General features: G+C 38.7%; 30 protein-coding genes. 15 read left to right on the forward strand and 15 right to left on the reverse strand.

Features of this window, described 5'->3' with window-relative positions; translation table 11 throughout:
* Positions 1–25: 25 nt before the first annotated feature.
* The 4 genes from ispG to MNY28_RS06515 all read right to left on the reverse strand — a co-directional run bounded on the left by ispG (position 26) and on the right by MNY28_RS06515 (position 5,875).
* Positions 26–1,084, reverse strand: coding sequence for a flavodoxin-dependent (E)-4-hydroxy-3-methylbut-2-enyl-diphosphate synthase (gene ispG / locus MNY28_RS06500; RefSeq protein ID WP_346389266.1), 1,059 nt, complete (start codon positions 1,082–1,084; stop codon positions 26–28).
* Positions 1,085–1,131: 47 nt separating this feature from the next.
* Positions 1,132–2,460 (reverse strand): DUF2202 domain-containing protein, encoded by a 1,329-nt coding sequence (locus MNY28_RS06505; protein ID WP_346389267.1) that lies wholly within the window; start codon positions 2,458–2,460, stop codon positions 1,132–1,134.
* An 82-nt stretch (positions 2,461–2,542) separates the two neighbouring features.
* Positions 2,543–4,543, reverse strand: a complete 2,001-nt coding sequence (locus MNY28_RS06510; RefSeq protein ID WP_346389268.1) for a TonB-dependent receptor — start codon at positions 4,541–4,543, stop codon at positions 2,543–2,545.
* A gap of 276 nt (positions 4,544–4,819) precedes the next feature.
* Positions 4,820–5,875 carry an agmatine deiminase family protein gene (locus tag MNY28_RS06515; RefSeq protein ID WP_346389269.1) on the reverse strand — a complete coding sequence of 352 codons (1,056 nt, stop codon included), beginning with the start codon at positions 5,873–5,875 and terminating at the stop codon, positions 4,820–4,822.
* A 16-nt stretch (positions 5,876–5,891) separates the two neighbouring features.
* Here MNY28_RS06515 and MNY28_RS06520 point away from each other — a divergent pair, with 16 nt between their 5' ends.
* On the forward strand, positions 5,892–6,920 hold the full coding sequence (locus MNY28_RS06520) for an alanine racemase (RefSeq protein WP_346389270.1): 1,029 nt from the start codon (positions 5,892–5,894) through the stop codon (positions 6,918–6,920).
* 8 nt (positions 6,921–6,928) lie between these two features.
* Here MNY28_RS06520 and MNY28_RS06525 read toward each other — a convergent pair whose 3' ends face one another.
* The 4 genes from MNY28_RS06525 to MNY28_RS06540 form a co-directional block, all read right to left on the reverse strand.
* Positions 6,929–7,318, reverse strand: a complete 390-nt coding sequence (locus MNY28_RS06525; RefSeq protein ID WP_346389271.1) for a hypothetical protein — start codon at positions 7,316–7,318, stop codon at positions 6,929–6,931.
* Complete coding sequence (locus MNY28_RS06530) at positions 7,318–7,554, reverse strand: PP0621 family protein (protein ID WP_346389272.1); 237 nt, start codon at positions 7,552–7,554, stop codon at positions 7,318–7,320. Before MNY28_RS06530 ends, MNY28_RS06525 begins: the two co-directional genes overlap by 1 nt.
* Positions 7,551–8,138: a 16S rRNA (guanine(527)-N(7))-methyltransferase RsmG gene (rsmG, locus tag MNY28_RS06535; protein ID WP_151901116.1), complete on the reverse strand. Its 588-nt coding sequence runs from the start codon at positions 8,136–8,138 to the stop codon at positions 7,551–7,553. The genes MNY28_RS06530 and rsmG overlap by 4 nt, the downstream gene beginning before the upstream one ends.
* A 75-nt stretch (positions 8,139–8,213) precedes the next feature.
* Positions 8,214–8,777 carry a PAS domain-containing protein gene (locus MNY28_RS06540; RefSeq protein WP_346389273.1) on the reverse strand — a complete coding sequence of 188 codons (564 nt, stop codon included), beginning with the start codon at positions 8,775–8,777 and terminating at the stop codon, positions 8,214–8,216.
* Between the two features lie 111 nt (positions 8,778–8,888).
* Between MNY28_RS06540 and MNY28_RS06545 the strand changes: the two genes are divergently transcribed.
* Positions 8,889–9,332 carry a CZB domain-containing protein gene (locus MNY28_RS06545; RefSeq protein ID WP_151901114.1) on the forward strand — a complete coding sequence of 148 codons (444 nt, stop codon included), beginning with the start codon at positions 8,889–8,891 and terminating at the stop codon, positions 9,330–9,332.
* Positions 9,333–9,335: 3 nt separating this feature from the next.
* Here MNY28_RS06545 and ribA read toward each other — a convergent pair whose 3' ends face one another.
* Positions 9,336–9,899: a GTP cyclohydrolase II gene (gene ribA / locus MNY28_RS06550; RefSeq protein WP_193151133.1), complete on the reverse strand. Its 564-nt coding sequence runs from the start codon at positions 9,897–9,899 to the stop codon at positions 9,336–9,338.
* Between the two features lie 121 nt (positions 9,900–10,020).
* Here ribA and hemB point away from each other — a divergent pair, with 121 nt between their 5' ends.
* The 5 genes from hemB to MNY28_RS06575 are packed head-to-tail and all read left to right on the forward strand — an operon-like array spanning position 10,021 to position 14,850.
* The gene (gene hemB, locus MNY28_RS06555; RefSeq protein WP_346389274.1) at positions 10,021–10,995 is read left to right on the forward strand and encodes a porphobilinogen synthase; all 975 of its coding nucleotides are present in this window, start codon (positions 10,021–10,023) and stop codon (positions 10,993–10,995) included.
* Positions 10,996–11,047: 52 nt separating this feature from the next.
* Positions 11,048–11,968, forward strand: coding sequence for an ornithine carbamoyltransferase (gene argF / locus MNY28_RS06560; RefSeq protein WP_151901111.1), 921 nt, complete (start codon positions 11,048–11,050; stop codon positions 11,966–11,968).
* A gap of 10 nt (positions 11,969–11,978) precedes the next feature.
* The gene (locus MNY28_RS06565) at positions 11,979–13,130 is read left to right on the forward strand and encodes a 5-(carboxyamino)imidazole ribonucleotide synthase (protein ID WP_346389275.1); all 1,152 of its coding nucleotides are present in this window, start codon (positions 11,979–11,981) and stop codon (positions 13,128–13,130) included.
* Positions 13,127–13,642 carry a 5-(carboxyamino)imidazole ribonucleotide mutase gene (gene purE / locus MNY28_RS06570; protein ID WP_151901109.1) on the forward strand — a complete coding sequence of 172 codons (516 nt, stop codon included), beginning with the start codon at positions 13,127–13,129 and terminating at the stop codon, positions 13,640–13,642. Before MNY28_RS06565 ends, purE begins: the two co-directional genes overlap by 4 nt.
* A gap of 20 nt (positions 13,643–13,662) precedes the next feature.
* A complete protein-coding gene (locus MNY28_RS06575) occupies positions 13,663–14,850 on the forward strand; it encodes a multiheme c-type cytochrome (RefSeq protein ID WP_346389276.1) in 1,188 nt (395 codons plus the stop codon).
* A gap of 21 nt (positions 14,851–14,871) precedes the next feature.
* On the opposite strand, the gene MNY28_RS06580 is transcribed toward MNY28_RS06575, so the two are convergent.
* Together MNY28_RS06580 and trpS are read right to left on the reverse strand one after the other, a co-directional pair.
* On the reverse strand, positions 14,872–15,723 hold the full coding sequence (locus tag MNY28_RS06580; RefSeq protein ID WP_346389277.1) for a nitrate- and nitrite sensing domain-containing protein: 852 nt from the start codon (positions 15,721–15,723) through the stop codon (positions 14,872–14,874).
* Between the two features lie 53 nt (positions 15,724–15,776).
* Positions 15,777–16,742, reverse strand: a complete 966-nt coding sequence (gene trpS / locus MNY28_RS06585) for a tryptophan--tRNA ligase (RefSeq protein WP_346389278.1) — start codon at positions 16,740–16,742, stop codon at positions 15,777–15,779.
* A 108-nt stretch (positions 16,743–16,850) separates the two neighbouring features.
* On the opposite strand from trpS, the gene raiA reads away from it, so the two are divergent.
* The 3 genes from raiA to MNY28_RS06600 are packed head-to-tail and all read left to right on the forward strand — an operon-like array spanning position 16,851 to position 18,221.
* Positions 16,851–17,180, forward strand: a complete 330-nt coding sequence (raiA, locus tag MNY28_RS06590) for a ribosome-associated translation inhibitor RaiA (protein ID WP_151901106.1) — start codon at positions 16,851–16,853, stop codon at positions 17,178–17,180.
* A gap of 9 nt (positions 17,181–17,189) precedes the next feature.
* A complete protein-coding gene (locus MNY28_RS06595) occupies positions 17,190–17,789 on the forward strand; it encodes a hypothetical protein (protein ID WP_151901105.1) in 600 nt (199 codons plus the stop codon).
* Positions 17,790–17,798: 9 nt separating this feature from the next.
* Complete coding sequence (locus tag MNY28_RS06600) at positions 17,799–18,221, forward strand: CopD family protein (protein WP_151901104.1); 423 nt, start codon at positions 17,799–17,801, stop codon at positions 18,219–18,221.
* A gap of 131 nt (positions 18,222–18,352) precedes the next feature.
* Here MNY28_RS06600 and der read toward each other — a convergent pair whose 3' ends face one another.
* Both der and MNY28_RS06610 read right to left on the reverse strand, forming a co-directional pair.
* Positions 18,353–19,831, reverse strand: coding sequence for a ribosome biogenesis GTPase Der (der, locus tag MNY28_RS06605; protein WP_346389279.1), 1,479 nt, complete (start codon positions 19,829–19,831; stop codon positions 18,353–18,355).
* Between the two features lie 119 nt (positions 19,832–19,950).
* Complete coding sequence (locus MNY28_RS06610) at positions 19,951–20,553, reverse strand: LPP20 family lipoprotein (protein ID WP_346389280.1); 603 nt, start codon at positions 20,551–20,553, stop codon at positions 19,951–19,953.
* A 70-nt stretch (positions 20,554–20,623) separates the two neighbouring features.
* Between MNY28_RS06610 and MNY28_RS06615 the strand changes: the two genes are divergently transcribed.
* Complete coding sequence (locus MNY28_RS06615) at positions 20,624–21,076, forward strand: phosphoribosyltransferase family protein (RefSeq protein WP_346389281.1); 453 nt, start codon at positions 20,624–20,626, stop codon at positions 21,074–21,076.
* A 152-nt stretch (positions 21,077–21,228) separates the two neighbouring features.
* Here the strand turns inward: MNY28_RS06615 and MNY28_RS06620 are convergent, their stop codons facing one another.
* Both MNY28_RS06620 and MNY28_RS06625 read right to left on the reverse strand, forming a co-directional pair.
* Positions 21,229–21,585, reverse strand: coding sequence for a cytochrome C (locus MNY28_RS06620; RefSeq protein ID WP_346389282.1), 357 nt, complete (start codon positions 21,583–21,585; stop codon positions 21,229–21,231).
* 3 nt (positions 21,586–21,588) lie between these two features.
* Positions 21,589–22,344, reverse strand: a complete 756-nt coding sequence (locus MNY28_RS06625) for a TerB family tellurite resistance protein (protein WP_151901100.1) — start codon at positions 22,342–22,344, stop codon at positions 21,589–21,591.
* Between the two features lie 43 nt (positions 22,345–22,387).
* On the opposite strand from MNY28_RS06625, the gene MNY28_RS06630 reads away from it, so the two are divergent.
* From MNY28_RS06630 to nusB, 4 genes are read left to right on the forward strand one after another with little or no spacing between them, the layout of a single operon-like run.
* Positions 22,388–23,293, forward strand: a complete 906-nt coding sequence (locus MNY28_RS06630; protein ID WP_151901099.1) for a DMT family transporter — start codon at positions 22,388–22,390, stop codon at positions 23,291–23,293.
* 53 nt (positions 23,294–23,346) lie between these two features.
* Positions 23,347–24,141, forward strand: coding sequence for a 3-deoxy-8-phosphooctulonate synthase (gene kdsA, locus MNY28_RS06635; RefSeq protein WP_151901098.1), 795 nt, complete (start codon positions 23,347–23,349; stop codon positions 24,139–24,141).
* Between the two features lie 20 nt (positions 24,142–24,161).
* Positions 24,162–24,626 carry a 6,7-dimethyl-8-ribityllumazine synthase gene (gene ribE / locus MNY28_RS06640; RefSeq protein ID WP_151901097.1) on the forward strand — a complete coding sequence of 155 codons (465 nt, stop codon included), beginning with the start codon at positions 24,162–24,164 and terminating at the stop codon, positions 24,624–24,626.
* Positions 24,626–25,030, forward strand: a complete 405-nt coding sequence (gene nusB / locus MNY28_RS06645; protein WP_346389283.1) for a transcription antitermination factor NusB — start codon at positions 24,626–24,628, stop codon at positions 25,028–25,030. The genes ribE and nusB overlap by 1 nt, the downstream gene beginning before the upstream one ends.
* Positions 25,031–25,035: the final 5 nt, after the last annotated feature.

Here is a 25,035-nt window from a genome sequence, read left to right on the forward strand (position 1 = left end):
TTTTAGCATAATTTATATCAAAGGTTTATGATTTTTTAGCCATATCTTCCACTTCGCTGACAAACCTGTCGACAAGTTCTTTTTCATCCAAATTGGCAACCACTTCGCCTTTTACCATGACAAGTCCTTTGCCTTTTCCGTAGGCTATGGCAACATCGGCATGTTTTGCTTCGCCTATGGCATTGACGACACAGCCCATGACACTTACATCCAGCGGTGCTTTTATGTGGGCTGTTCTTTTTTCTATTTCGGCTACTGCTGAGACCAAATCGGCTTCAATGCGTCCGCAGGTCGGGCAGGAGATGATATTTAAGCCCTCTTTTGCAACGCCGCTGTCTTTTAATATGGCACGGCCGACTTTGATCTCTTCTTCGAGTTCGCCGGTAATGCTTATGCGCATAGTGTCACCGATACCTTCAAGCAAAAGTGTTCCCAAGCCTATGGCACTTTTAACGGTTGCATGAAAAATAGTTCCCGCCTCTGTTACACCCAAATGAAACGGATAGTGGTTCTTTGGACGCAGCATTCTGTAGGCTTCAACCGTTCTTTGCACATCGCTTGCTTTGAGCGATATTTTAATGTCATCAAAACCCAAGTCTTCAAGGTACTTTATGTTGTACTCTGCCGAAGCGACCATTGCTTCTGCCGTCGGACCGTATTTGTCATCAAACTCTTTTTCCAAGCTGCCGGCATTGACACCGATGCGAATAGGAAGATTTCGTTCCTGACAGGCTTTTACTATCTCTCTTATTTTGCTTTTATCGCTGATATTTCCGGGGTTGAAACGGATGCAGTCAACAGATTCGGCTGCAATGAGTGCAAGTTTGTAATTGAAGTGAATATCTGCAACAAGCGGGAGTGAAATCTGTGCTTTGATGGCTTTGAGTGCAAGGGCGTCTTCCATATCAGGAACGGCAACGCGGACAATGTCCGCTCCTGCAAAGTGCAGGCGGTTTATCTGCTCAACCGTTGCTGCAACATTGTGTGTGTCCGAGTAGGTCATAGACTGCACGGAGACAGGAGCATCACCACCGACGGGTACATCACCGACAAATATTTTTTTAGTTGGGTATCTTTTTATCATGGTTGGATTTTAGCCCTTTTTAGGTAAAAAAGGGCTTAGGAAGTTTTTTACTGTCGTCCGTATTGATGACCGTTTCCTGTTGCAGATGCTGTGTCTTGTGGGTACTCCGGATGATTGTATTCTTCACCAATGACTGCACATCCCTGTGTTACACCTATATTTTTGAGTGCCGTATCAAATGCCCAGTAATGTGTATAACTACCGTCTCTTAAAAAGTTAAATACGGTGACAACATCGCTTGCATTTGAATCCTGTGCAATGGCGATATCCTCATCAAGATCGTTGATATCTGTCACCTCTACCATACATCCGACTTCAAGTGCATCTTGTTGAGACTGTTTTCCTTTTGCTACGAGTGTGTCATAAAGATTTTGGATAGCCTGAATGTTGTATTGTCCTGCCGGTAATTCACTTACACTCATATCTAAATAGCTTAAATTCGCATCCGGAAGATTTTGAGCTGCATCTACATTGGTAAACTCATCTAAAGAAGTGATATATTTTTTAATCAAAAGTTGCATATCTGTTGTATGGACTGTCTCAGAATTTGTTGCGATATTGTAGAGTGTTTTAATTTCGATTCCGCTCTCAAGGTGGTAATTATAGAGTGTCATATAGATATCATGTGCCAAACGCTCTTCATTTCCCATATATGCCAGAGTATCTTTTGCCTCTTGCGTAAGAGTAGAAGCAGGTGAAAGCAGTGCCTGTGTTACTGCTGATGTTGTTTGTGTCTGCATAGTAGCGGTATCTGAAATTCCATTACCCTGATGTGCGGCTGAGTTTCTTGAATATCCATGAGCCGAAATGACACTTTGGACATAATCTGTTGTTTGGGTAAGGTGTTGGATTGCTGTTTCTTGGTCGACAAGTGTAAGGTTTAAATCTGCAGCAATTGCATCAAGATTTTCTGCTGTTAGTTTTTCATGTGCTCTTTGACGAAGCTGTTCGCGTACCTGTGCCTGAATACGAATACCATCATTTGTGTTGTTGTTGTCGTCGCATGACTGCAAAAATTCTGCAATTGCGATGACTTCACTGTTATTGAGATCTGTTCTATTTACATCTGTCAAATCTTGCGGAAAAACCATAGCATCCTGTGGAAGTGTGTAAATTGTTCCAAGTTCAAGTGTTTCAACACTGAACGTTACTGGAAGTGCAGTACATGTAAATGAGCCGTTTTCATCAGTCACACCTGTTGTACCGTCACTACATGTATAGTTGACATCAGCGACAAAACTGTCAACAAGCTGCCCGCTTGCAGTGAGAGATGTGGCTGTAGCAGTACTGTCAGATGATGAACCGCAGCCACTTAAAAGAAGTGTCGCTGCAACAGTAGATATGCTAAGAAGTGTTTTTAAATATTTTGTTTGCATAGAGTAGAATCCTTTTGTCCTTAATTTTCAAAAGTATAATACAAAAGTGTTAGCGCAGTGTTAGTACCTCAGGATGAGGTACCTAAAATTTAAAATCCAAATTTGTGTAGAAGTAACGCCCCGGTTCATTCATAAGCATAACATCAGTTGTACCACCTGAAATAAGTACCAAGTCTGCATATGTATTGCTTCTTGCATAGGTTTTGTTGAGTATATTATTCATCCCTACAGTGAAGTCGAATTTTTTACTGACAGCATGTTTTATTTTTGCATTGAGTATTGCCCAGCCGGCTAGAACCTGTTCACCGTTTTCATCATCTATCTGTGTCCAGCGTTTACGCATCATAGTGTCAATTGTTGCCATAGAACGGTTTGCATATTCATAGTTAAGAGCAATTTTCCCCTCAAGCGGTGCTATATCCGCCAGGTTTGTGTTTGTTTGTCCTGCAAGGGGAGCATCTTTTTTCCCGCGTTTATAGGCTGCACTCATATCTAAGGAGATGTCATCACTCAGATAAACAGATGCGCTGGCTTCTCCGCCATAAATATATGCGTCAATATTTTGAAATGCATTTACGGCTACACCTTTTTGGATGTAGATATAATTTTTAAGTTTTGAGTAAAAAGTTTTGATTTTAAACTCGAAACTGTCATTATTGATTTCGTATCCTAAATCAACTTCTTGATTTCTGACATTTTTAAGGTCAGGGGTTCCGACAAGATTACCCATAGAACTGAAGAAGTAAAGTTCTCTGGCATCTGGTACACGATAAGCCTGTCCGATACCAAAGAAGATTTTATTCTCTTGATTGAGATTATATGTTCCAAGAATATTTGCACCTACCGAGTGATAATCGTTGTCTTGATAGCTGTCGTTTGTTATGATAGTGTCATCAACTCTGGTTCCAAGAGAAAGGTTGAATGCACCAAAATTTTTGTCAAGTTTTGCAAAGAGTGCTGTGTTTTTTGTTACTGCATTGTCGATACTTTTCTTGTACCCTATGAGTGCTGTTGAATCATTTTTCTCATAATGTCCATTCCATTTTCTGTTACTAGCATCAAGACCGATAAGAAGTTTGTAGGAGTTGATGTCAAAACTGTTTTTTAGTTTGATACCGTCAAGATTTGTTGTCAGCCAGTTTTTAATATTTCCTGTTGCAAGAGAAGAGTTTCTGTAATTTGTTCCCATTGGATGGTCAACATCAGAGTGGTAATATTGCAAATTGATATTTTTGTACCCTTTGGCTACATTGTCAATATTATATTCCACTGAGTATATATTTGAGTCATCATAGAGTGCATCCATTTTGGAGTTTGCATACAATACATTCTCACTTCTGTTTGCTGTGACACTTAAACGAAGTTCTTGATCTTTTGCAGTTGTGATAAAGGCTTTGGCCATGGCACTTTTTTTTGTGTATGCAGGCATATCATAATAAGCAGGTTGGAGTCTTGGGTCTTTGGACCCAACCAGTGTTGCAGAATTTGCTGCTTGGTATTTGTCAATCTGCTGTGCTAAAGAGTCACCGTTTCCGTCATGATACTGATCAGAGGATTCAGTTGAAACTGTTGCAGTCATACGGATAAAATCATTGCCACCGCTTGCACTTGCACCAAATTTTTTATAGTTCCATGAACCAAAACCAAGATTAACAGATGCTTTGAAATCTTTTGTAGGTTGTTTTGTTTTTATCTTCACGCCACCGCTTAAATTGCCGTATGTTGTTACATCATATGGTCCTGTGATTATTTCGATAGAATCAATCTGGTTGGCTACAATGTGTGAAACCGGAGGATCCATTCTGTTTGGACAGGCTCCATAGATTTTTGTACCGTCAACTTCTACGGAAATATTGTCGCGTTTTTGACCGCGGATGAAGATGTCATTGGCAATACCGCTTCTGCGACTCATGTCTATGCTTGGAACTGAATCAGCGAGCGCTTGTGCGACATCAGCAGAAACCTGCGCATTTTGTGCGACTTCTGTGAGTGTTGTGGATTCTACACTGATTGGTGCAAGTTCAATTTCTGATGCATACAAAGAGGAGAAGACTAATAAAGAGAGTGTAATTGTTCTTTTCATGGTGTACCCTTTTTAAATATATATTTAAAGAATAATTTTAAGAAATTATTTAATTTATGATACAAAAAGAAGTGTTACAAAAGTGTTAATTTTTTGCTAAAATTGCACTATGAGTACAAAAGAAAAAATAAAACGGACGATTTTAATAGCAGCGGGGTTTGGTCTGGCGACCTATTTGATTATGAGCGGGATGGCGATGCTGCAGTAAAGGCTTTGTCTTGCAGAGATGGCTTGTATGACACACAGCCCGCACTGCAAAGTACGGGTTCCGTAACGCTATTTAATCGGAATCGGTACTTCAGTGCCGACTAAAGTGTTTGGGTTTTTAAAAAGCTGAACTGATACGCAAAAGTTCATTGTTACGCAGTGCAGTGAGCCGTGCTGACGGATTAGAACAGAGCAGTCTATGGCTACAACGTCTCTGTCTGGAAACGTTTTTTTAAAAATTGCAAGTGCTTCCTTATCTTGTGAAACACCGTAAACCGGTACTAAAACGGCACCGTTGACAAAAAGAAAATTGGCATAGGTGGCAGGGAGTCGTTCGCCCTCAAAATAAACAGCATCACACATCGGCAGGGCAATAAGTCGGAAATTATGCTCTTTGGCTATTATCTGCAACTCTTCTTCCATCCGTTTGAGTGCCTTGTAATGTTCATCGTTGGTCTCTTTACATGTAACATACATAATGGTGTTTTCATCTGTAAATCTTGCAAGGGTATCTATGTGGGAATCGGTATCATCCCCCGCCAAATAGCCGGAGTTTAGGTATAAAATATGTTCTGCATCAAAGAACTCTTTTAATTTTTGTGTAATTTGTGCGGCATTAAGATGAGGATTGCGGTTTTTGTTAAGCATACATGCAGCGGTTGTTAAAAGGATACCTGCACCATTGCTCTCAACTGCACCGCCTTCAAGAACAAAATCAATTTTTTCAACCTTGCATGGCAGGTATTTGTGCGCAATTTTTTGCGTCATCAGATTGTCCTTTTTGGCATCAAATTTGTTGCCCCAGCCGTTAAAAGAAAAATCAAGCAAAGCGGTTTTATTGGCTGTTTTAACAGATAAAGCAGAACAGTCTCTTGCCCAGGTGTCATCTGTGACACAGTGTACAAATTCAAGATTGTCTGTATCTGAAAAATATTTTTTTACCGCATCTGTGTCATAGGCGACAACAAGGCATTTTTGATATTTTCTGATGGCATTGATGATGCTGACAAAGGTGTTTTGTGCATCTTCAAGGTAGTCTGTCCAGTCTGTATCTGCATGGGGAAATATAATTTGGGTAAAACTTTGTTCTTCAAATTCGGCAATTAGCCTTTTTTTCTCTTTCATTGTGTATAATTCTCCTATGGCTTACATCGCATTAGATAAAAATCATTTTTTTAACAATCTTGATATTATTACCAAACTAACTAAAACAAAAGATAAAACAGCGCTGGTTTTGAAAGATAATGCCTACGGGCACGGACTTTTGCAAATCGCACGGATGGCAAAAGAGTACGGCATAACAAAAGCAGTGGTACGCACCTTTGAAGAAGCAAAACAGATTGAGAGCTTTTTTGAGTATATTTTGGTTTTGGCAGATTTTGCACAGGAGTCAAATGAAAAAATAAGATATACGATTAATGATTTGCAGGCAATTCACAAATTTGCAAAAAACACAAAAGTACAACTTAAAGTAGATACGGGAATGTGTCGTAACGGTATTTTGATGGATGAACTCGAAGAAGCCTTTGTGTTATGTGCAAAACAAGGACTCAGACTTGAAGCTGTCTTTACACACCACTCTTGCGCTGATGAAGAGAATGAATATTTTGATTTGCAAAACAAAAATTTTCAACAGGTGAAAAAAGAAGCAAAGGTGTTGGCAAAAAAGTATGATTTTGCTCCTTTAGAGTTTCATTCGTGTAATTCTGCCGCACTCTTTCGCACAAATGATTTTGATGAAGATATGGCGCGTGTAGGCATCGCAGCCTATGGTTGTCTGGAATTGCCGAATGCTTTACATGTAAAAGGCTTACATGTAAACGAATTGGCACCTGTTTTGTCTGTATATGCAAAAAAGATCTCTTCAAGAAAGCTTCAAAAAGGAGACTGTGTCGGTTATGGAGCAGCTTTTGAGGCAAAGGCCTCTTGTAGCGTGACAAATTATGATTTTGGGTATGGTGATGGTTTTTTAAGAAGCTGTTCGCACAATTTTATAACGCCTGAGGGCATTAAAATAGCGGGTAGAATTTCTATGGACAACAGTTCTTTTTTGACAGACAAAGAAGAACTCCTGATTTTTAACGATGCACGCGAAGTTGCCAAGTATGCGGGCACAATAAGCTATGAAATTCTTACCTCTTTAAAAGCACACCTGCGAAGAACAATTTAGAGGTATCCTTAAGCTATCTTGACAATCGCCTCTGTAAATACAGCACCGTCTATTCCCAACAGTGCCATCTCTTCTATCTCTTCTTCCTTCTCTATATGTACTAATATTTTTGCATCAAACAAATAGTTTTCAGCAATTTTCTGGGCAGTTTTTGCCAGTTTCTGCTCTACATGGATATAACTTGCACCCAGGGCAGAAGCATAAATGAGCTCTGTGACATCTTGAACTTTGAGTGCGAATTTTATAGAATTTTGATTGAGGTATTCAATAATATCAAGATTTTTCTCTTCAAATTCGAGGTAAATTATTGACGCAGGTGGTGTCTGAACAATTGCGTCTATATCAGACACATGATAAAATTTTTCACTCTTTATAAATCTATGACCAAATAAAAGCATTATTTCCCCTTTTGTAAACATTCGCGAGAGCAGTAGTATTTTCCGTTACTGAGAATACACTCTTGTATTTCCGCATAAACACCACAGCTTGCACACTCCACCATTTCATCGGCATCAGGCTTTTCTGAGTCTTTTTTCGTGTTCTTTTTTGTAACTTTTGCTTCTGGTTTTGTCTTGAAAAACAGAAAGTAAACCGCAGCAATAACTGCTCCGATTATAAGTATTTTCAGTATCATAATTCTTCTCCTAGAAGTAAATAGTGTCTGTTTTTTGTTTCAATTATTTTATGTTTTATATCAATATCAGCTTCAATTTCATCAAAAACTTTTTCACCTTTGTAAAAAAGCAGTTTTGAATGAGCATCCCGAAAATTTTTACTGAGAGATAAAAGCATTTTTGTGTCTGTGACGGCACGTGATGTGATAAGATCAAATACTTTCGGCTGCATCTCTTCAACCCGTTTTTTTACGACTTTTACATTGTCAAGTCCCAAATCAGCCTTGACAAACTGCAAAAAACTTGCCCGTTTTGTTAAAGGCTCTACAAGTGTTACCTCTGTGTGCGGCAGTGCAAATGCCAAAATCATTCCCGGAAATCCGGCACCGGTGCCTATGTCGAGGAGGGAGTCTACTTTTGGTAAAAAACTGACAGGAAAAACCGCATCATAAATGAACTCATTTATAGTCCGTTCACTTTTTGCACCTGTAAGATTATGAATTTTATTCCATTTAAAGAGATGCTCTTTGTATTTTTGTATGTTTTGAAAAAAATTATTTGGTAACTCTATTTTGTCATGAGCCAGTGTTGTTTTTAAATCCAATAGAATATCCTTTAAAAAGGATATTTTATCTGAATATTATTTAATAGAATGTAAATTGCAGGAATTCAGAATTTATTATGAAAATATTTTTTTCATAGCTGTAAAGAAAATTTTGAACAGACCTTTGTTTCCAACAAGGTCATTGATAAACTCGTCATAAGTGATTTGTTTTTCTTCAAAAAATCCTCTTAAGTATTTTTCACTTGCTTCCATCCCGCCTTCCTGCTCGATCTCAAGCAGTTTTGCATAAATCGGTTCCATTGTATCAACTGCTTTTTGCGGAGCGGCTTTTCTGTATGCCGTATGAGAGATGATTTTGTTTGTAATAGGATCTATTTTTGGCTCAAATTCTGTGACAACCCAGTAGTAACTTCCGTCTTTGGCAAGATTTTTCACAACAGCGATGATGTTTTTTGCCTCATTGATTCTGTCCCACATCATTTTAAATACAACTTTTGGCATATCAGGATGTCGTATGATACTGTGAGGTTTTCCGATAAGTTCTGATTCACTGTATCCGGAGATTTCTACAAAATAATCATTGCCGTATTCGATGATTCCTTTTGGATCTGTTTTGGAAACTATATATTTTTTTGGATTTAATTTGATTTGGTTATTAATTGGTTCTGGGTGTTTCAAGTTACATTCCTTTCTTAAGTTTTGACAAATTATATAATGATTTTTCTTAAATAGATGAATAAATTTAGAAATTTTATGTAATAATACAGGTACTTTATAAGGTGAAACAATATGACGAAAGAAAAAACAATAGATGCGATGGAACATGCCCGTGAGGCACATATAGAGCAGATGACAAAAATAAAGTTTTTGATTGAAGGCAAAAATATTGACAATTTAACACCTGTGTCGAAAATGAAGTGTGAATTTGGGAAGTGGTTTTATGATGATACCCAAGAAATAAAAAGTGTTTTAGGTGTTCAGTTTTATGAGAGTCTAGACAGGATACATGAAGAGTGGCATATACAGTATGCCAAAATCCATGCTATTTTTACGGGTGCAAAAGAGGAGGGTTTTTTTTCCAAACTGTTTAAAACACATAAGGTAGATGATTTGGAACTCGAAAAGGCAAAAGTATATTATAAAGATCTTGAAGAGATTACAAAAGATCTGCTGAGACTTCTTGAGACAAGCAAAAGAAGAGTGCAGGCCCTGAGCGCATCAAAGTTTTCCTGATCTTTATAAAAGATGTCCCATTCCGTCGCGCTTGACATCAAGGTATCCTTCATTATGCTTGTTCGGTTTCATAATAATGGGAATCCTCTCAACAATTTCAACACCGCTGATCGAGTTTACTTTGTCAGGATTGTTGGTCAGCAGTTTTATTTTTTTGATATTGTAATGATGCAAAATAAAAGTGACGACTTCATAGGTACGCTCATCTGCAGCAAAACCGAGTTGATGGTTGGCCTCTATGGTATTGAGCCCTTTGTCCTGCAGGGCATAGGCGTTGATTTTGTTTAAAAGTCCTATGTTTCTTCCCTCCTGCCGAAGATAGATTACCATTCCGCCGGTTTCATCAGCCATTTGCAAACCATACTCAAGCTGGTCACGGCAGTCGCATTTTAAACTGCCTATGGCATCTCCGGTAAGACACTCCGAGTGAACACGTACTATCGGCACTTCAGCCAACTCTTTTGCACAAATAACAAGATGCTCTTTTTGCCCTTGTTTAAAAGCCTGTACATTGAAATCACCGAATCTTGAGGGCAAATCTGCCACATCAGATATTTTTATTTGCATATATGCTGTCCTGTACAATTTTGCAGGCATTATAGTTAGATTATGATTAGAATTATATTATATGAATAAATTTAATCTTTAAAAGGGTAAAATAGCCTCTTTAAAATATAAAGGGTCAAAAATGTTTCAAAGATTTCGCAGAACCAGACTAAACAAGCATCTCCGTGCGCTTGTAAGAGAAACACATGTAACTGTAGATGATTTTATATATCCGCTTTTTATCCGTAGCGGTGGAGGTATTAAAACCGAAGTGGCATCCATGCCGGGTGTTTATCAGATGAGTATTGATGAGGCTGTAAAAGAGTGTGCGGTGCTTAAAAAATTAGGATTGTATTCGATTATTCTTTTTGGAATTCCCGATGTCAAAGATTCCATAGGCAGTGATGCTTTGTGTGAACACGGGATTATCGCTTCAGCAGTACGGGAGATAAAAAAAGCACACCCTGATATGTTTGTCGTCACAGATTTGTGTTTTTGTGAATATACCGATCACGGGCATTGCGGCATAATTGATGATGATCGTGAGACAGTTGATAATGATGCCACTTTGGAGATTTCCGGACAGCAGGCAATTATACATGCTAAAGCAGGTGCAGATATGATAGCACCTTCGGGTATGATGGACGGTATTATAGAAACTTTGCGAACATACCTGGACAGAGCAGGATATAAAGAGCTGCCGATTATGGCATACTCTACAAAATTTGCAAGTGGATATTACGGACCGTTTCGTGATGTGGCTGAATCAACTCCTAGTTTTGGTGACCGCTCCTCGTACCAGATGGATCCTGCAAACCGCCGTGAAGCAATTGTTGAGAGTAAAAGTGATGAAGAGCAGGGGGCTGATATTTTGATGGTAAAGCCTGCTTTGGCTTATTTGGACATTGTGCGTGAGATTAAAGACAACACTTCGCTTCCGATGGCTGTTTATAATGTAAGCGGTGAGTATGCTATGCTGAAATTTGCCGGTCTGAATAATTTGATAGACTATGAACGCGTGGTGATGGAGACGATGATAGCATTTAAACGTGCAGGCGCTGACATAATTATCTCATATCATGCAAAAGAAGTAGCACAAATGCTCAAAAATCGCTAATTTAAAGAAAAGTATATTAAAATAGCTGATAAACAAAAAAGAGGAAGAAACTGTGAGACATTTTTTAACACTCAAAGATTTTACCAAAGAAGAGATTTTAGAAATTATAGATATCGGTCTGAAAATAAAAAAAGAGCTCAAAGCGGGCATTTACAATAAAGAATTAGAGATGCAGACACTTGCTATGATCTTTGAAAAGAGTTCAACAAGAACGCGTGTAAGTTTTGAAACAGGAATGTTTCAACTTGGGGGGCATGCGCTTTTTCTCTCTAGCCGTGATATTCATTTGGGACGGGGAGAACCTGTAAAAGATACGGCAAGAGTTATTTCGAGCATGTGTGATATGGTAATGATACGCACCTATGAACATTCCATGATAGAAGAGTTTGCATCGTATTCTCAGGTACCTGTTATTAACGGACTCACTGATACCTATCATCCCGTGCAGCTTTTGGCTGATTATATGACGATGATTGAATTTGGAGTTGCAAAAAATGCAATTGTTGCCTACGTCGGTGACGGAAACAACATGACAAATTCATGGTTGATGCTTGCTGCAAAACTGGGCTTTGAATTACGTATTGCAACACCAAAGGGATATGAAGTTGACAGTAAGGTTCTTCGAGATGCTTTGGATACAGCAAAAGAGAGCGGTGCGATTATCAGGGTAATGAATGATCCCAAAGAGGCAGTACGCGGGGCTACAATTGTCACAACAGATACATGGGCTTCAATGGGGCAAGAAGATGAAAAAGAGCAGAGAATCAAAGATTTCAAAGGCTTTATGGTTGACGGACTGATGATGTGTCTTGCACAAAAAAATGCAAAATTTTTACATTGTCTGCCTGCGTATCGGGGACAGGAAGTAAGCGAAGAGTTGCTTGAAGACAATGCGGATATAGTGTTTGCAGAGGCTGAGAACAGACTGCATGCACAAAAAGGGCTTATGGTCTGGCTTGACAGACAAAGGTAACTGTTGACAAATGGATAAAAATTTCAACTATTCAAATTTGAAACTCGGCATTATCGGAGGCGGGCAACTCGGCAGAATCATGTCACACAAAGCAAAAAAGATGGGATTTCATGTAACAATACTTGACCCCACATTTAACTGTCCTGCCGCACAGGTTTCAGACAAGCATATCCTTGGCGGGTTTTATGATAAAGAGAAGCTTGAACAGTTAGTGCAAGAGACAGATGTGACAACTTTTGAATTGGAACATGTAGACACTTCCATACTCAAAGAGCTGTTTGATCATGGGCATATCATTCATCCCTCTCCTTATATTATCGAACTCATTCAAAATAAGTATGAGCAAAAAAAACTTCTTGACAAAAAAGGTGTTCCTGTTCCTTCCTATAAAGATGTGAAGAAAGAGGAAGATTTGGCTGCCTTCGGATTTCCTGTTATTCAAAAAGCAAAGATGGGCGGGTATGACGGAAAGGGCGTGCAAATGCTAAAATCCGAAGCAGATGTAAAAAATGCACTCCAGACCGAATCATTTATCGAAGAGCTTGTGGATATAGACAAGGAACTGGCCGTAATCGTCGCGAGGAATATTGAAGGCCAGATCAAATGCTACCCTGTGGTTGAAATGCTTTTTGATGAGAGAGTGAATATTTGTGACATTGTGATGGCTCCTGCAAAAATTTCAAAAGAAATTGCGGACAAATCAAGAGAAATTTCAATTGAAGCAATCAAAGCCTTGGACGGTGTCGGAATTTTTGCTGTTGAATTGTTTTTAACAAAAAAAGGCAAGATTTTGGTTAATGAAATAGCACCGCGTCCTCATAATTCTGGACATTATACAGTCGAAGCCTGTGCAACATCACAGTTTGAACAGATTATCCGGGCGGTAACAAATCTGCCTTTGGGATCTGCCAAGCTTATTTCTCCTGCAGTTATGATTAATTTGCTCGGAGAAGAAGGATATGAGGGAGAACCTTTTATAGAAGGAATTCATGATGCATTGGAGATTCCGGAGTTGTCTTTTCATTTTTACGGAAAAACCTTTACGAAACCATTTAGAAAAATGGGGCATGTTACAATCCTTGATGATGATATTGACGAGGCATTAAAAAAGGCAATGAAAGCAAAAGATATTCTAAAAATTAAAGGAAGCAAAAAGATATGAGTAAAGCGTTGGTTGGAATTATTATGGGGAGTGACTCGGATTTACCGGTTATGAGTGGGGCTATTGAGATATGTGAAGCATTTGGTGTTGCCTGTGAAGTAGATATTGTCTCCGCACACCGTACACCGCAAAAACTTGTAGAGTATGCACAAACAGCACAAGCAAGAGGCTTGCGCGTCATCATCGCAGGAGCCGGCGGAGCTGCACATCTGCCGGGTATGATTGCTGCGCTGAGTGTCTTGCCTGTTATTGGAGTGCCGGTGAGAAGTTCTGCACTTGACGGAATGGATTCTCTGCTCTCTATCGTGCAAATGCCGGGAGGTGTTCCTGTGGCAACAGTAGCTATTAACGGTGCCAAAAATGCAGGAATTCTTGCAGCGCAAATTATTGGGACAGGGGATGAAGCCCTGCAGAAAAAGATTGCCGAGTATAAAACTGCAATGAAGGATGAGGTAGACAAAAAGTCAGAAAAACTTGCAAAAATGAAGTACAAAAAGTACTTGAACCAATAACAGACAAGGATTTGATTCAGATGAAATTTTTTCTTTTTTTACTCATTTTTTTTACTTCTCTTTTTGGAGCAAAAGCAGTTGAAGTCGGCAAACGGTTTGAAAGTTCCGAAAACTGCAAAGTCTGTCACAGGCGTATCGTAGAAGAGTGGAGTGCTTCATGGCATGCAAAAAGTCATTTTGAAAAAGATGAATATTTTAAGAAAAGTCTTGAATATGTCAGCCGTAAAACGAGAAAAAGTTTAAATGCTGTAAAAATTCAGTGTGCTACCTGTCATAACCCTCGAATCAGTGTAACAAAAACAGATGAAGATTATGAAATTGCTGCTGTTATGGGATTGGCAGATGAAGATGATCCTGTGAACAAAGCAGTAAATTCAAAGGTTATCAGTGAAGGAATTAATTGTGTTGTATGTCACAATATAGATAAAATACATGATGAATATGACAAATCAAAACGAGGAATCAACAGAGTGGAGTGGACTCCGTCGGGTGTTATGACGGGACCTTTCAAAGATGCCAAATCGCCTTATCACAAGGTAGTTTCACATGAGTTTATGCGTTCAAATCCAAACAAACTCTGTTTTGTATGCCATGCAAATGACAGAAGTGTAAAAGGCGTGGTTTTTACAGATATGGAGAGTGAGTATGTCGGCAAGCAGACCTGTGTCTCGTGTCATATGGGTCCCAAACAAAAGGGTGTTGCCGCAACATATAAAATGTACAATGGTAAAGCAAAAATGCGAATGGTGAGAAAACACGGATTTATTGGTGCACATACACCCGGTTTATGGAAAGGCGCTTTGCGTTTGCAACTGAAAAAACAAAAAAACAGACTGCTCATAAAAGTTAAAAATCCGCAACCGCACAATATACCAAGCGGTTTTGGTTCAAGAGAACTTCTTGTTGAAATTGTCTATAAGAAAGGGACTGCAGTCATCAGTGAAAAAACTGTTTCTCTTTCACGCCATTATATAAGAAGACATAAAAAAGTCGGTATTGCGCATCTTGCGCTGAAGCAAAGTAAAGATACAAGTATAAAGGCACATGGTGAGAAAACAATACGTTTGCCGCTGGTCAATGGGGCAGACAGTGTTGAAGTGACATTGTATTATCGTCTGGTAAACGATGAGGTTCGCAATTTGCTGGATCTGAAAGAGCCGATCTGGTCGAAAAAGAACTTTATAGTAAAAAGTTCTTTGCGACTTTAAGAAGTAAACTAAATGTTAGCCTCAAAACCACCCTTTTGAATCTTCTAAAATAGCTTTATTGAGAGTATCATATGCTTTTATAATATCCGAAATCACTTCTGTTCCCTTGTTGAAATATGTATCAGCATTTATATGCTCCGGATGTGACACCAGGTCTTGAGTTGCAAGGAGTGTATATTCTTTTACATCCCGGTTAATTAAAGAGAGTTCTGAATTTATATTACTTGGTAATATATTTGAATAATTTGACAGTATCTGTGTCATTTCTTCCTGTAGTTTTTTATTTGAAGATTGTAATTGATAAGCTAATACCTGAAGATTTTCAATCTCTTTTTTTGTTATTTTTCCTTTTGCTGCAATCCCTGCACCAAAACCTCTGAGTCTTCCTGTGTATTCGGTCATAGGAAGCATAATTTCCATCATTACAGAAGAGGTGTTTTTAGCAAAAGGTGTTAAGTCTTTGGCAAATCTTTTGTTGACGCTTTGTGCCAACATGAGTGTCTGTTCAATCTGTTCCGTATAATCAGAAAAAGATTTTTGAGGGTTTTGTTTAAATGCTTTGTGGTTGAGCTTAACAAGTGCTTGAGAAATTTTTGTAGCTCTGGCATTTATAACAGGGTCTGCAGCCAATGAAAAAGATTCCATATTCCCTATTGCCTGTTTCATGTCATCTCTGCTTGAATATACCAGTAACATAGCCGCAGTATTTCCATTTAAATAAGAGTTTGTCAAACCTCTGGTTTTTTGTGTTGCTATAATTAATTCTTTTAAATTATCAACATACTTACTTGTTTGAGTTTGTGTATCATTGCTAAATAAAGATTTAGCCTCCAGACTGAGCAGTAAAAGTAAAGTCAGCAAAATTAAACGCATTGTATCTTCCTATTATTTTAATTAATAAGTATTATAACCTAAGTTACAAGAATTTAATATTTAATACCGGTTAACTGTCTAATCTTTTCTATTACAGGCAGTACTGTTTCGTGTGCTTTTACTGCACCTAGTTTTAAAATATCCCGAACCTCATCCTGATGCGCTGCAAAATATTCTCTTTTTTCTCTGTAGGGTCTGAAATATTCCCAAATCACATCATGCAGATAGAGTTTAAAATGCCCGTGTCCTTCCCCGCCTTTTTTGTAACGTTCCTGGAGTTCTTTGCATTCATTTTCATTTAAAAAGAGTTTTGCCATATTGTACACATTACAGTTTTCATACTCTTTTGGTTCTTCCATCGGTACTGCTTCGGTAACAATTTTTTTGATTGTTTTGAGCTGTTTTTTCTCTTCACCAAATATATTGACAGTATTGTTATAGCTTTTAGACATTTTCTGTCCGTCAGTTCCTGGAACTGTGGCAACATTCGCTTCTATTTTATATTCCGGAAGTTTAAAAATTTCACCATACTCATTGTTGAATTTTACAGCAATGTCGCGTGCAATCTCAACATGCTGAATCTGATCTTTTCCGACAGGAACAATGTCAGGCTGGTATAACAAAATATCTGCTGCCATCAAAACAGGATAGGAAAAGAGCGAATGGTTGGCGGCTATGCCTTTGGCAGTTTTGTCTTTATAGCTGTGAGCACGTTCGAGCAGCCCCATAGGTGTGAAAGAAGAGAGCACCCAGTAGAGTTCCAAGACTTCTTTTACATCAGACTGTACCCAAAAAGTTGATTTTTGCGGGTCTATGCCGAGTGCCAAAAAATCTGTTGCCGACTGCATAGTCAGCTCTGCCAGTCTTTTGCCGTCTTTTACGCTTGTCTGTGCATGGTAGTTTGCTATAAATGCAAAAGTGTCATTCTCTTTTTGTGCATCGACCATCTGTTTGATAGAACCAAAGTAGTTTCCTATATGCAAATCACCTGAGGGTTGAATACCGGTTAAAACTCTCATTATACAATTCCTGATTTTTTAAGGCGTATTATACCCATCTCAGCTTTATTTTGCTATTATATAGTTAAATATAATTAAGCCCTATGGCTTAAAATTAAAGGATTTATGATGATAGTACAAATTCGTGCAAAAGATATAACTTTAACAGATGAAAAGAAAGCACATATAGAACAGGGCATTGAAAAATTTAAAAAGTTTTCTTTAGATATTACAAGAGTAAACTGTATAGTTTCTGCTGAAAGAGCAGGTGTCTTGGTTGAATTTGAAATACATGTAGCACACTCTGCTCCTATTGTCATCAGTGAACACCACAAAGACCTGGATGCTGCCATTGATGTGGCTGTTGACCGTGCAAATAAAGCTTTACGCCGCTTACATGACAAAGTAACTGATCATAAAGGGCCTTCTATTAAAGAATTAGAACTTACAGATGTATAAAGCAGCTATATGAAATTATTATTATTTTTGATTTTCACAGTAAATCTTTGGGCATCACAAAGTAACTATTCTCTTAGAGTGGCGGTTGGAAAACCTACATTCTATTCGGCAGCTGATATAGCACTTGGAAAGTTCGGAGCTTACAGAGATGATTTAAAAGCGTATAATTTAGATGGAGGGTATCTTTTAGCAAAAGATTTATTTACTTTACCATTAGATTTGTATCTTAAAGGCGGATTGACATTTTATGATGAAACGGCACAAAAAGATGTATATGGTGCTGATATTTATATAAAAGCATATTACAATATTGATTTTTGGAATAACAGAGTGCGTTTTGGTTTTGGAGAGGGGGCTTCTTATGTAAGCCGTGTTTTGGAGATAGAACGCATAGATGCTCAAAATCATAATGACAACAATTCACACTTTTTAAATTATTTGGATATAAGCCTGGATTTTGATTTGGGAAAACTTGTGAAGTATAAGCCATTAGATGAAACATATATTGGTGTTTTGTTAAAACACCGGTCAGGGATTTTTGGTTTGATTAACAATGTAAGACACGGTGGTTCAAACTATGAATCTGTGTATATAGAAAAAAACTTTTAGGTGTCTTATATGTATAACTGGCTTTTATGGTTTCATGTCATCTCTTTTATCTCCTGGTTTGCAGTATTGTTTTATCTGCCTAGGCTTTTTGTCTATCATGTTGAAAACAGTAATAACAAAGGTTTTGTAGAGGTAGTTAAAATTCAGGAAATGAAGCTTTTTAAATATATAGGTGTGCCTGCTATGTGGGCTACACTCCTTAGCGGTGCGGCACTTATTTATCTTGGCGGATGGATGAGTGCTCCGTGGTTACATGTAAAGCTTCTGTTTGTACTTTTTTTAATTATAGACTTTTACTCAATGAATGTGTACAGAAAACAGCTTTTAGAAGACAGATGCACAAAAAGCGGAAAGTTTTTCAGAATGTATAATGAAGTACCGACACTTTTGATGCTTGTTATTGTAGCGATGGTTGTACTCAAACCCTTTTAAATCGGAATCGGTACTTTAGTGCCGACTGTTTTTTCTTTCTTCCTCTTTCATCTTTTTGTAAAAATAAACACTCAAGGCTGTCAGCCCGATTCCGCCAAATAAAAATGTAAACGCAAGCGCATAACTCATGTTTATTTGTCTCCTCTCTTTTTTGCTTTAAAAAGAAGCGGGGTTCCACTGAAATTAAAGGCTTCGCGCAGTTTGTTAGTAAGATAGCGTCTGTAGGTAAAATGCAGACCTTTGGGCTTATTCATAACAATGGCAATTTTTGGCGGTCGTGTTTCATACTGTGTTGCATAATAGATTCGAATCACCTGTCCGTGCATACTTGGCAGGGTGTGACGGCGCAGTGCCCGCTCCAAAACTTCATTCAGCCGGGATGTCGGAATTCTTTGTGAATAGTTTTCGTTTATTTCTAAAATCATATCATGAAGTTTGTCTACTCTTTGATGGCTTTTTGCCGAAAGGGTTAAAATAGGGGCATAGGCTAAAAACTTAAATCTGTCACGCACCTCTTTGATGATTTTGTCATGCTCTTTTCTTTTGGCAATATCCCATTTGTTAAGAATGATAATACAGGCAAGCCTGTTTTGATCAACAAGTCCCGCAATTTTTTCATCCAAATCCAAGAACGGCTCACTCGCATCCAAAACAACAAGTGCCATATTTGCATTTTCCAGCATCTCTTTTGTGCGCATTAAAGCATATTTTTCAATACCGACAATTTTTCCACGACGGCGAAGCCCTGCTGTGTCAACAAAGGTAAGCTGTTTGTCTTTATAGACTATGGTCTCATCAATCGGGTCGATTGTTGTACCGGCAACAGAACTCACAACAGAACGTTCTTCGCCCAAAAGAGCATTAAGCAGTGAACTTTTTCCGACATTGGTACGTCCGATAATAGCTATTTTTATATGGTTTATGTCATTTTCATCAAACTCTTTGATACGATCATTCTGAGCAAATATTGAGTCATCTTCTACCTCTTCCTCGTCCCAGTAGATGAAACTGTCATCTTCTTCATCCTGGGCATATTGTGAGAAAAATTCTTCATCACTGAGTTCTTCTTTCTCCTCTGTGATGATTTGTACTTCTTCTGTTTCGTCTTCTTTGAGAATATCACTTTGTGGCAGTTTGTCATAGATCCAATCAAGCAGTTCAACAGTATTCCTGTTGTGTGCTACAGAGATACCGAAGATGGCATCTGTGCCAAACTCATAAAACTCCCAGAGCTTCTCTTTCATTTTGTCATTGTCTATTTTGTTGACAACAAGAGCAATCTCTTTACCCATATTTTGGAGTTCATAAAAAAGTTTTTTGTCTTCATCCTCAGGCAAACCTTTGCCGTCGACCATATACAAAATAATATCTGCTTTGTAGGCAGCTTTTAATGACATCTCTTTTATTTTATCAAAAAGCTCGCACCCTTTATCAAGTCCACCCGTATCTAACAGTTCTGCTTCTTTGTCAATAATTACGGCTGTTTTTCGTTTGACATCCCGTGTTGTTCCTGCCAAATCAGATGTTATGGCATCACGTTTTTTTACCAAACGATTAAAAAGTGAGCTTTTTCCAACATTTGGACGGCCTATAATTGCGATTTTTTTCATGAGTGAACCTTGTAAACTTGCGAAGAATTATAAAATATTTTTGAAATTATATCTAAATTATGGTTTAAATGGGGAGAGAAGCAAAAACTGCCTGTTTTTACAGGCAGTAGGGAGTGCTGTTATTCAGTCGGAAATTCTTTGTCTAAATTTTCCAGTGCCTGTTTTGACTGAAACTGCTGCCAAAGGGCATTGTCATTTTGAAAACTTGAAGCAACAGTTTTTTTGTAGGCTTTTTTGACCTCTTGGTTAACGCTTGACTCGGGAACAGTTACAAGCATATAAATTGCACCTGATGGCGCCGTCCACATATCTATAGCTTTGGAGTCTTTTAAATCCACTTTTGCCACCTGTTTTGTGACAGCCGTTGTGACTTTGTCCACTGTTTCGGCAGAACCGTTTCCTGTGGCTCTCGTAAAACCTTCCATCTTGTCTTTGATTTTGCTCTCAATCTGTTGTGCCAAATCAGAACGGCCGTTCATGAGGGCAACACGACGCATATGGGCAATACCTGCTGCACTTTTCTCTGCAACACCCACACCTGCATAGTAACCGGGTACTTCCGGTATACAGGTCCATCTGGGAGCGGCTACTCCCTCTTGTTTACATGTAAAGGTGGGTGTGTAGACTTCCTGCTTTTTTGGTTCGGCTTTTTTGCTGCTACAGCCTGTAATCGCTGCTGCGATCAGTGTTGTTGCAATTATATTTTTCATTATTTTATTCATTAACAGTACCTTTTTATTAACATTACATGTAGTATACTACCATAAATCTTTACCATAACTAAGGAAAACATTGAAACAGTACTATTCTTATGAAAATTTCAGAAATGATACATGTAAACTTAGAGACAATGTGAAAACATTTGAACCTGAAACAATAGTTGCTGTTGCAAGAGGCGGGCTTGTCCTGGCGCATTGTCTGGCAGAAGGGCTTGATATTCGAGATGTGCAGAGTATAAGAACAGAACTGTATGATGCTACATGTAAACGCGAAGCGCTGTCTCTTTTTGGAATGTGCAGTTTGGCAGATGTGAAAAGAGTGCTCGTTGTGGATGATATAGCCGACAGCGGTGAAACACTTGCGTATGTCATGCAGCATTTGCAAAAAAACTTTCCTGAAGCGGCATTTAAATCTTCGACACTTTTTTATAAAAAAACATCAATATACGAACCGGATTTTTGGATAAATGAAGCAGATGCATGGATAGAATTTTTTTGGGAGAAAGATTTCAGCCCAGCGGGTTAAACGGTTTTATGCTTTTAAATCCCGAGAGTCGGCACTAAAGTACCGATTCCAAGAACATATCGGAATCGATACTTTGTGCCGACTGGTGCGGCTTTTTTGCCACTCTCACTTCCTTAAAGGACGGGTTGTGACATATTCCCGGAATCCGTACTTCAGTGCGGACTGTGTTGCCTGGTAAAATCTGTTTCGTAAATATATGCAGCTATATCTTGTAAAACATCTTTTTCAAAGGCAAGATTGGGCATGAGTTCGTATTTGTCAATGGCATCTTGCATGATTGAAGTTGTTTCGCTCGGTTTTCGTACCCACTCTGCCATCTGTCTGACAAAATCTTTTTTATTGGGAAATGCATTCAAATATCTTGTACGCACTTCCATCATTGCCGGGGCCGAGACAGATTTCGTTTCAAAATGACAGGTTGTGCAGTTGCCGTGAAAGAGCAGGGCACTGTTTTGTGATGCCTGCAAAAGAGTGCCAAGGAAGCAAAGCAGTATAAAAAGAGATTTCACACGCTATCCTCTGGCTTTTTTTATCATCTCATAGGCCTGATTTATCTCCTGCGTTTTGGCAGTTGCTTCTTTGATATACTCTTCGCTTTTTCCCTGAGACTTGATGATGTCAGGATGATACTGACGCACAAGCTTTCTGTAGGCTTTTTTGATGCTGCTCATATCATCATTTTTGCTGACACCCAAAATTTTGTAGGCATCATCCAGCGTAGCCTGCGGATGGATGTTTTTCATCATCGCTTCAAACTGGTCAAACAGAGCGTGATATTTTTGCGGATCAAAAGCAAAAGCCTCGGCAATTGTGGTGAGTACTTCTTCTTCACTTTGGGTCACTTCACCGTCTGCAAAAGCGAGCTGAATGAGAAATCCCATAAACTGTTCTTGTTGGGCTTTATTACGTCTGAGTGCCTCTGCTAAAGCATGGGCAATCTGCTCTGTATTGTCACGGCGTTCTTTTTCTTCGTTGAAGATTTGTTTTAAAATATCTTTTGTTTTTGCAGGTTCCGGAAAGACCTTGGAAATGTCATCAAACATGATGCCTACAAGCTGTGCTTCAAGGGCATCGACATGACCGTCTGCCTTGGCAACTTTGGCAACAAGGGCGACAAAAAGTCCCAGCTCACTGTTTTTGAGTGATTCATACGAAACAGAAAAATTTTTAAATGCTTCTTGCGAATACTCGGCTGTATATCTGCCGTAACTTTTAAATATATAATAAAAGACTGCCCCTAAAAGCAGAAATAAAAATAAATTACCCATATTTTTTCCTATATTTTTATGAGATTATACAATGCTGAAGTAAATGGATATAATTGCATTTATGAATAGAATCAAAAATTTAAACAAAGGCGTACAGTATATGCTTATTGCCAGCCTGGCATTTGCTGTTATGGGTGCTTTTGCCAAACTTGCCAGTCAAAACATGAGTTCACTTGAAGTTGTTTTTTTTAGAAATATTGCAGGGGTACTGTTAGTCGGTATCGCAGTATTGAAAAAGCCTATGCAGCACAAGGGAGGAAAGCCTCTGTTGCTCTTTTTTCGGGGTTTCATGGGCTTTGTCGCTCTGCTGGCATTTTTTTACAATATCGCACATATTCCTCTGGGCGATGCAATGACCTACTCAAAAACATCTCCGATTTTTACGGCAATATTTGCCTGGCTTTTTTTAAATGAAAAACTCTCTTACAGGGGATGGATTGCCGTTTTTACAGGCTTTATCGGTATACTTTTTATTACACAGCCGAGCGGAATCGGATTTTCAAAATATGATCTGCTCGGAATTTTCAGCGGGGTGGGTGCAGCACTTGCCTATACCTCTGTACGGGAATTAAAAGCCTACTATGACACCCGTGCCATTGTGCTTTCTTTTATGATTACAGGAACACTCGGTCCGGTCATTTTGTTTGTTGTTTCTCCTTATCTGAACTTTCCTGAACTTGATTTTATGCTTGCAAAATTTGTAATGCCGCATGGTATTGTCTGGTTCTATCTCTTTGCGATGGGAATTTTTGCTACAATTGCACAATTGCTGATGACAAAAGCCTACGGAGAGACAAAAGCGGGAATTGTCGGTGCTGTAAGTTATACAAATATACTTTTTTCGATACTGGTCGGTCTGTTTTTGGGAGATGCTTTTCCGTCACTGGTAACGAGTTTTGGAATTGTACTGATAGTGGTTGCGGGTATTATGGTTGCACGCGATAAGTAGGGATTAAAATCGTTTAGCTATAATAAGCTATATTTTTGAAAGGCAGATATATTATGAAACTTTTAGCGGGCCCCTGTGTTATTGAGAGTGAAGAAAATATTTTTACAATAGCAAAAGCATTGGAAAAATATCATAATGACGAGACAATAGATTTTTATTTTAAAGCGAGTTTTGACAAAGCCAACCGAACATCTTTGGAGAGTTTTCGTGGTTTGGGTATGGGTGAAGGTCTTCGCATACTCCAAAAAGTCAAAGATGATTTTGGCTATAAAATAGTGACGGATGTGCATGAAACGATTCAGGTTGAGCCTGTTGCAAATGTGGTAGATATGTTGCAGATTCCTGCATTTTTATGTCGGCAGACAGATTTGCTCGTCGCTTGTGCAAAAACAGACAAAGAGGTAAATATCAAAAAGGGACAGTTTATCAACCCGCCTGATATGAAATACTCTGTTATGAAAGTGCTTAAAACCCGCGGATGTGATGAAGTGAGTTATGAAAATTCCCAAAAGCACGGGGTCTATCTGACAGAGAGAGGCAGTTCTTTCGGATATGGCAACATTGTTGTGGATATGCGTTCTTTGGTGATTATGAAAGAATTCGCACCGGTGATTTTCGATGCCACACACTCTGTACAGATGCCGGGTGCTTTAGGCGGAAAAACAGGCGGTGACAGCTCTATGGTGCCGCATCTTGCAAAAGCAGCAGCAGCCATCGGCGTGGACGGATTTTTCTTTGAAACACATTTTGATCCAAGTTGTGCTTTGAGTGACGGTCCAAATATGCTAAAATTAGACGAATTGGAAAAACTGATAGAGAAAATCAAAAAAATACAAGCAGTAATATAAATAACTCACAAGGAAGAAGTATGCAGTTAATTGAAGGTAAATTAAAAGTAGTAAACGGCAAAAAAATTGCCATAGTAAGTACACGATGGAACCACTTTATAGTGGACAGACTCGTAGAGGGAGCAAAAGATGCCTTTGACCGTCACGGCGGGAATGAAGAAGATTTGACACATGTATTGATTCCGGGTGCGTTTGAGTTGCCGATGATCGTCGATCAACTCCTTGCAAGTGGAAAATATGATGCAATTTGTGCATTGGGAGCCGTAATACGCGGTTCAACACCGCATTTTGACTATGTTGCGGCTGAAGCGACAAAAGGAATTGCAAGTATGAGTCTAAAATACCAAAAACCGGTTTCATTCGGTCTTTTGACAACTGACACGATTGAACAGGCGATAGAGCGAGCCGGAACAAAAGCCGGAAACAAAGGTTTTGAAGCAATGACGGTTGTGATTGAAATGCTAGATTTGTATGAGGTGCTGTAATGGCTACTCGTCAACAGGCACGTATGGCTGTAGTCAGCCTTTTGTACGCATACGATCTTGGAAATGGCAATACTTCCGAACACTCTAATGAAATTCTTGAAGAGAAAAAAATCAGAAACAAGCAAAAAGATTTTGCTCTTGGACTCTATGAAGGTGTAATGGAGCATATTGAGGCAATTGACAAAGCAATTGTAGAACATCTCAAAGAGTGGGATTTTGAACGTCTGGGTGCCATTGAACGTGCAACATTGCGACTGGCTACGTATGAAATTCTTTTTAGCGGGCTTGATTCTGCCGTAGTTATCAATGAAGCAGTTGAAATTACAAAATCGTTTGGAACAGAACAGTCTCCAAAGTTTATCAATGGTGTTTTAGATGCAATAGCCAAAGACAAAAAGGTATAAACAGA

The organism is Sulfurimonas sp. NWX367 (assembly GCF_039667065.1).
Classification (GTDB): Bacteria; Campylobacterota; Campylobacteria; order Campylobacterales; family Sulfurimonadaceae; genus Sulfurimonas; species Sulfurimonas hydrogeniphila.

Excerpts from the sequence above, each read along its gene's own strand:
- ispG (WP_346389266.1), bottom strand. The coding sequence starts at position 1,084 with ATGATAAAAAGATACCCAACTAAAAAAATATTTGTCGGTGATGTACCC.
- MNY28_RS06505 (WP_346389267.1), bottom strand. The coding sequence starts at position 2,460 with ATGCAAACAAAATATTTAAAAACACTTCTTAGCATATCTACTGTTGCA.
- MNY28_RS06510 (WP_346389268.1), bottom strand. The coding sequence starts at position 4,543 with ATGAAAAGAACAATTACACTCTCTTTATTAGTCTTCTCCTCTTTGTAT.
- MNY28_RS06515 (WP_346389269.1), bottom strand. The coding sequence starts at position 5,875 with ATGAAAGAGAAAAAAAGGCTAATTGCCGAATTTGAAGAACAAAGTTTT.
- MNY28_RS06520 (WP_346389270.1), top strand. The coding sequence starts at position 5,892 with ATGGCTTACATCGCATTAGATAAAAATCATTTTTTTAACAATCTTGAT.
- MNY28_RS06525 (WP_346389271.1), bottom strand. The coding sequence starts at position 7,318 with ATGCTTTTATTTGGTCATAGATTTATAAAGAGTGAAAAATTTTATCAT.
- MNY28_RS06530 (WP_346389272.1), bottom strand. The coding sequence starts at position 7,554 with ATGATACTGAAAATACTTATAATCGGAGCAGTTATTGCTGCGGTTTAC.
- MNY28_RS06545 (WP_151901114.1), top strand. The coding sequence starts at position 8,889 with ATGACGAAAGAAAAAACAATAGATGCGATGGAACATGCCCGTGAGGCA.
- ribA (WP_193151133.1), bottom strand. The coding sequence starts at position 9,899 with ATGCAAATAAAAATATCTGATGTGGCAGATTTGCCCTCAAGATTCGGT.
- hemB (WP_346389274.1), top strand. The coding sequence starts at position 10,021 with ATGTTTCAAAGATTTCGCAGAACCAGACTAAACAAGCATCTCCGTGCG.
- MNY28_RS06565 (WP_346389275.1), top strand. The coding sequence starts at position 11,979 with ATGGATAAAAATTTCAACTATTCAAATTTGAAACTCGGCATTATCGGA.
- purE (WP_151901109.1), top strand. The coding sequence starts at position 13,127 with ATGAGTAAAGCGTTGGTTGGAATTATTATGGGGAGTGACTCGGATTTA.
- MNY28_RS06575 (WP_346389276.1), top strand. The coding sequence starts at position 13,663 with ATGAAATTTTTTCTTTTTTTACTCATTTTTTTTACTTCTCTTTTTGGA.
- MNY28_RS06580 (WP_346389277.1), bottom strand. The coding sequence starts at position 15,723 with ATGCGTTTAATTTTGCTGACTTTACTTTTACTGCTCAGTCTGGAGGCT.
- trpS (WP_346389278.1), bottom strand. The coding sequence starts at position 16,742 with ATGAGAGTTTTAACCGGTATTCAACCCTCAGGTGATTTGCATATAGGA.
- raiA (WP_151901106.1), top strand. The coding sequence starts at position 16,851 with ATGATAGTACAAATTCGTGCAAAAGATATAACTTTAACAGATGAAAAG.
- MNY28_RS06595 (WP_151901105.1), top strand. The coding sequence starts at position 17,190 with ATGAAATTATTATTATTTTTGATTTTCACAGTAAATCTTTGGGCATCA.
- MNY28_RS06600 (WP_151901104.1), top strand. The coding sequence starts at position 17,799 with ATGTATAACTGGCTTTTATGGTTTCATGTCATCTCTTTTATCTCCTGG.
- der (WP_346389279.1), bottom strand. The coding sequence starts at position 19,831 with ATGAAAAAAATCGCAATTATAGGCCGTCCAAATGTTGGAAAAAGCTCA.
- MNY28_RS06610 (WP_346389280.1), bottom strand. The coding sequence starts at position 20,553 with ATGAATAAAATAATGAAAAATATAATTGCAACAACACTGATCGCAGCA.
- MNY28_RS06625 (WP_151901100.1), bottom strand. The coding sequence starts at position 22,344 with ATGGGTAATTTATTTTTATTTCTGCTTTTAGGGGCAGTCTTTTATTAT.
- MNY28_RS06630 (WP_151901099.1), top strand. The coding sequence starts at position 22,388 with ATGGATATAATTGCATTTATGAATAGAATCAAAAATTTAAACAAAGGC.
- kdsA (WP_151901098.1), top strand. The coding sequence starts at position 23,347 with ATGAAACTTTTAGCGGGCCCCTGTGTTATTGAGAGTGAAGAAAATATT.
- ribE (WP_151901097.1), top strand. The coding sequence starts at position 24,162 with ATGCAGTTAATTGAAGGTAAATTAAAAGTAGTAAACGGCAAAAAAATT.
- nusB (WP_346389283.1), top strand. The coding sequence starts at position 24,626 with ATGGCTACTCGTCAACAGGCACGTATGGCTGTAGTCAGCCTTTTGTAC.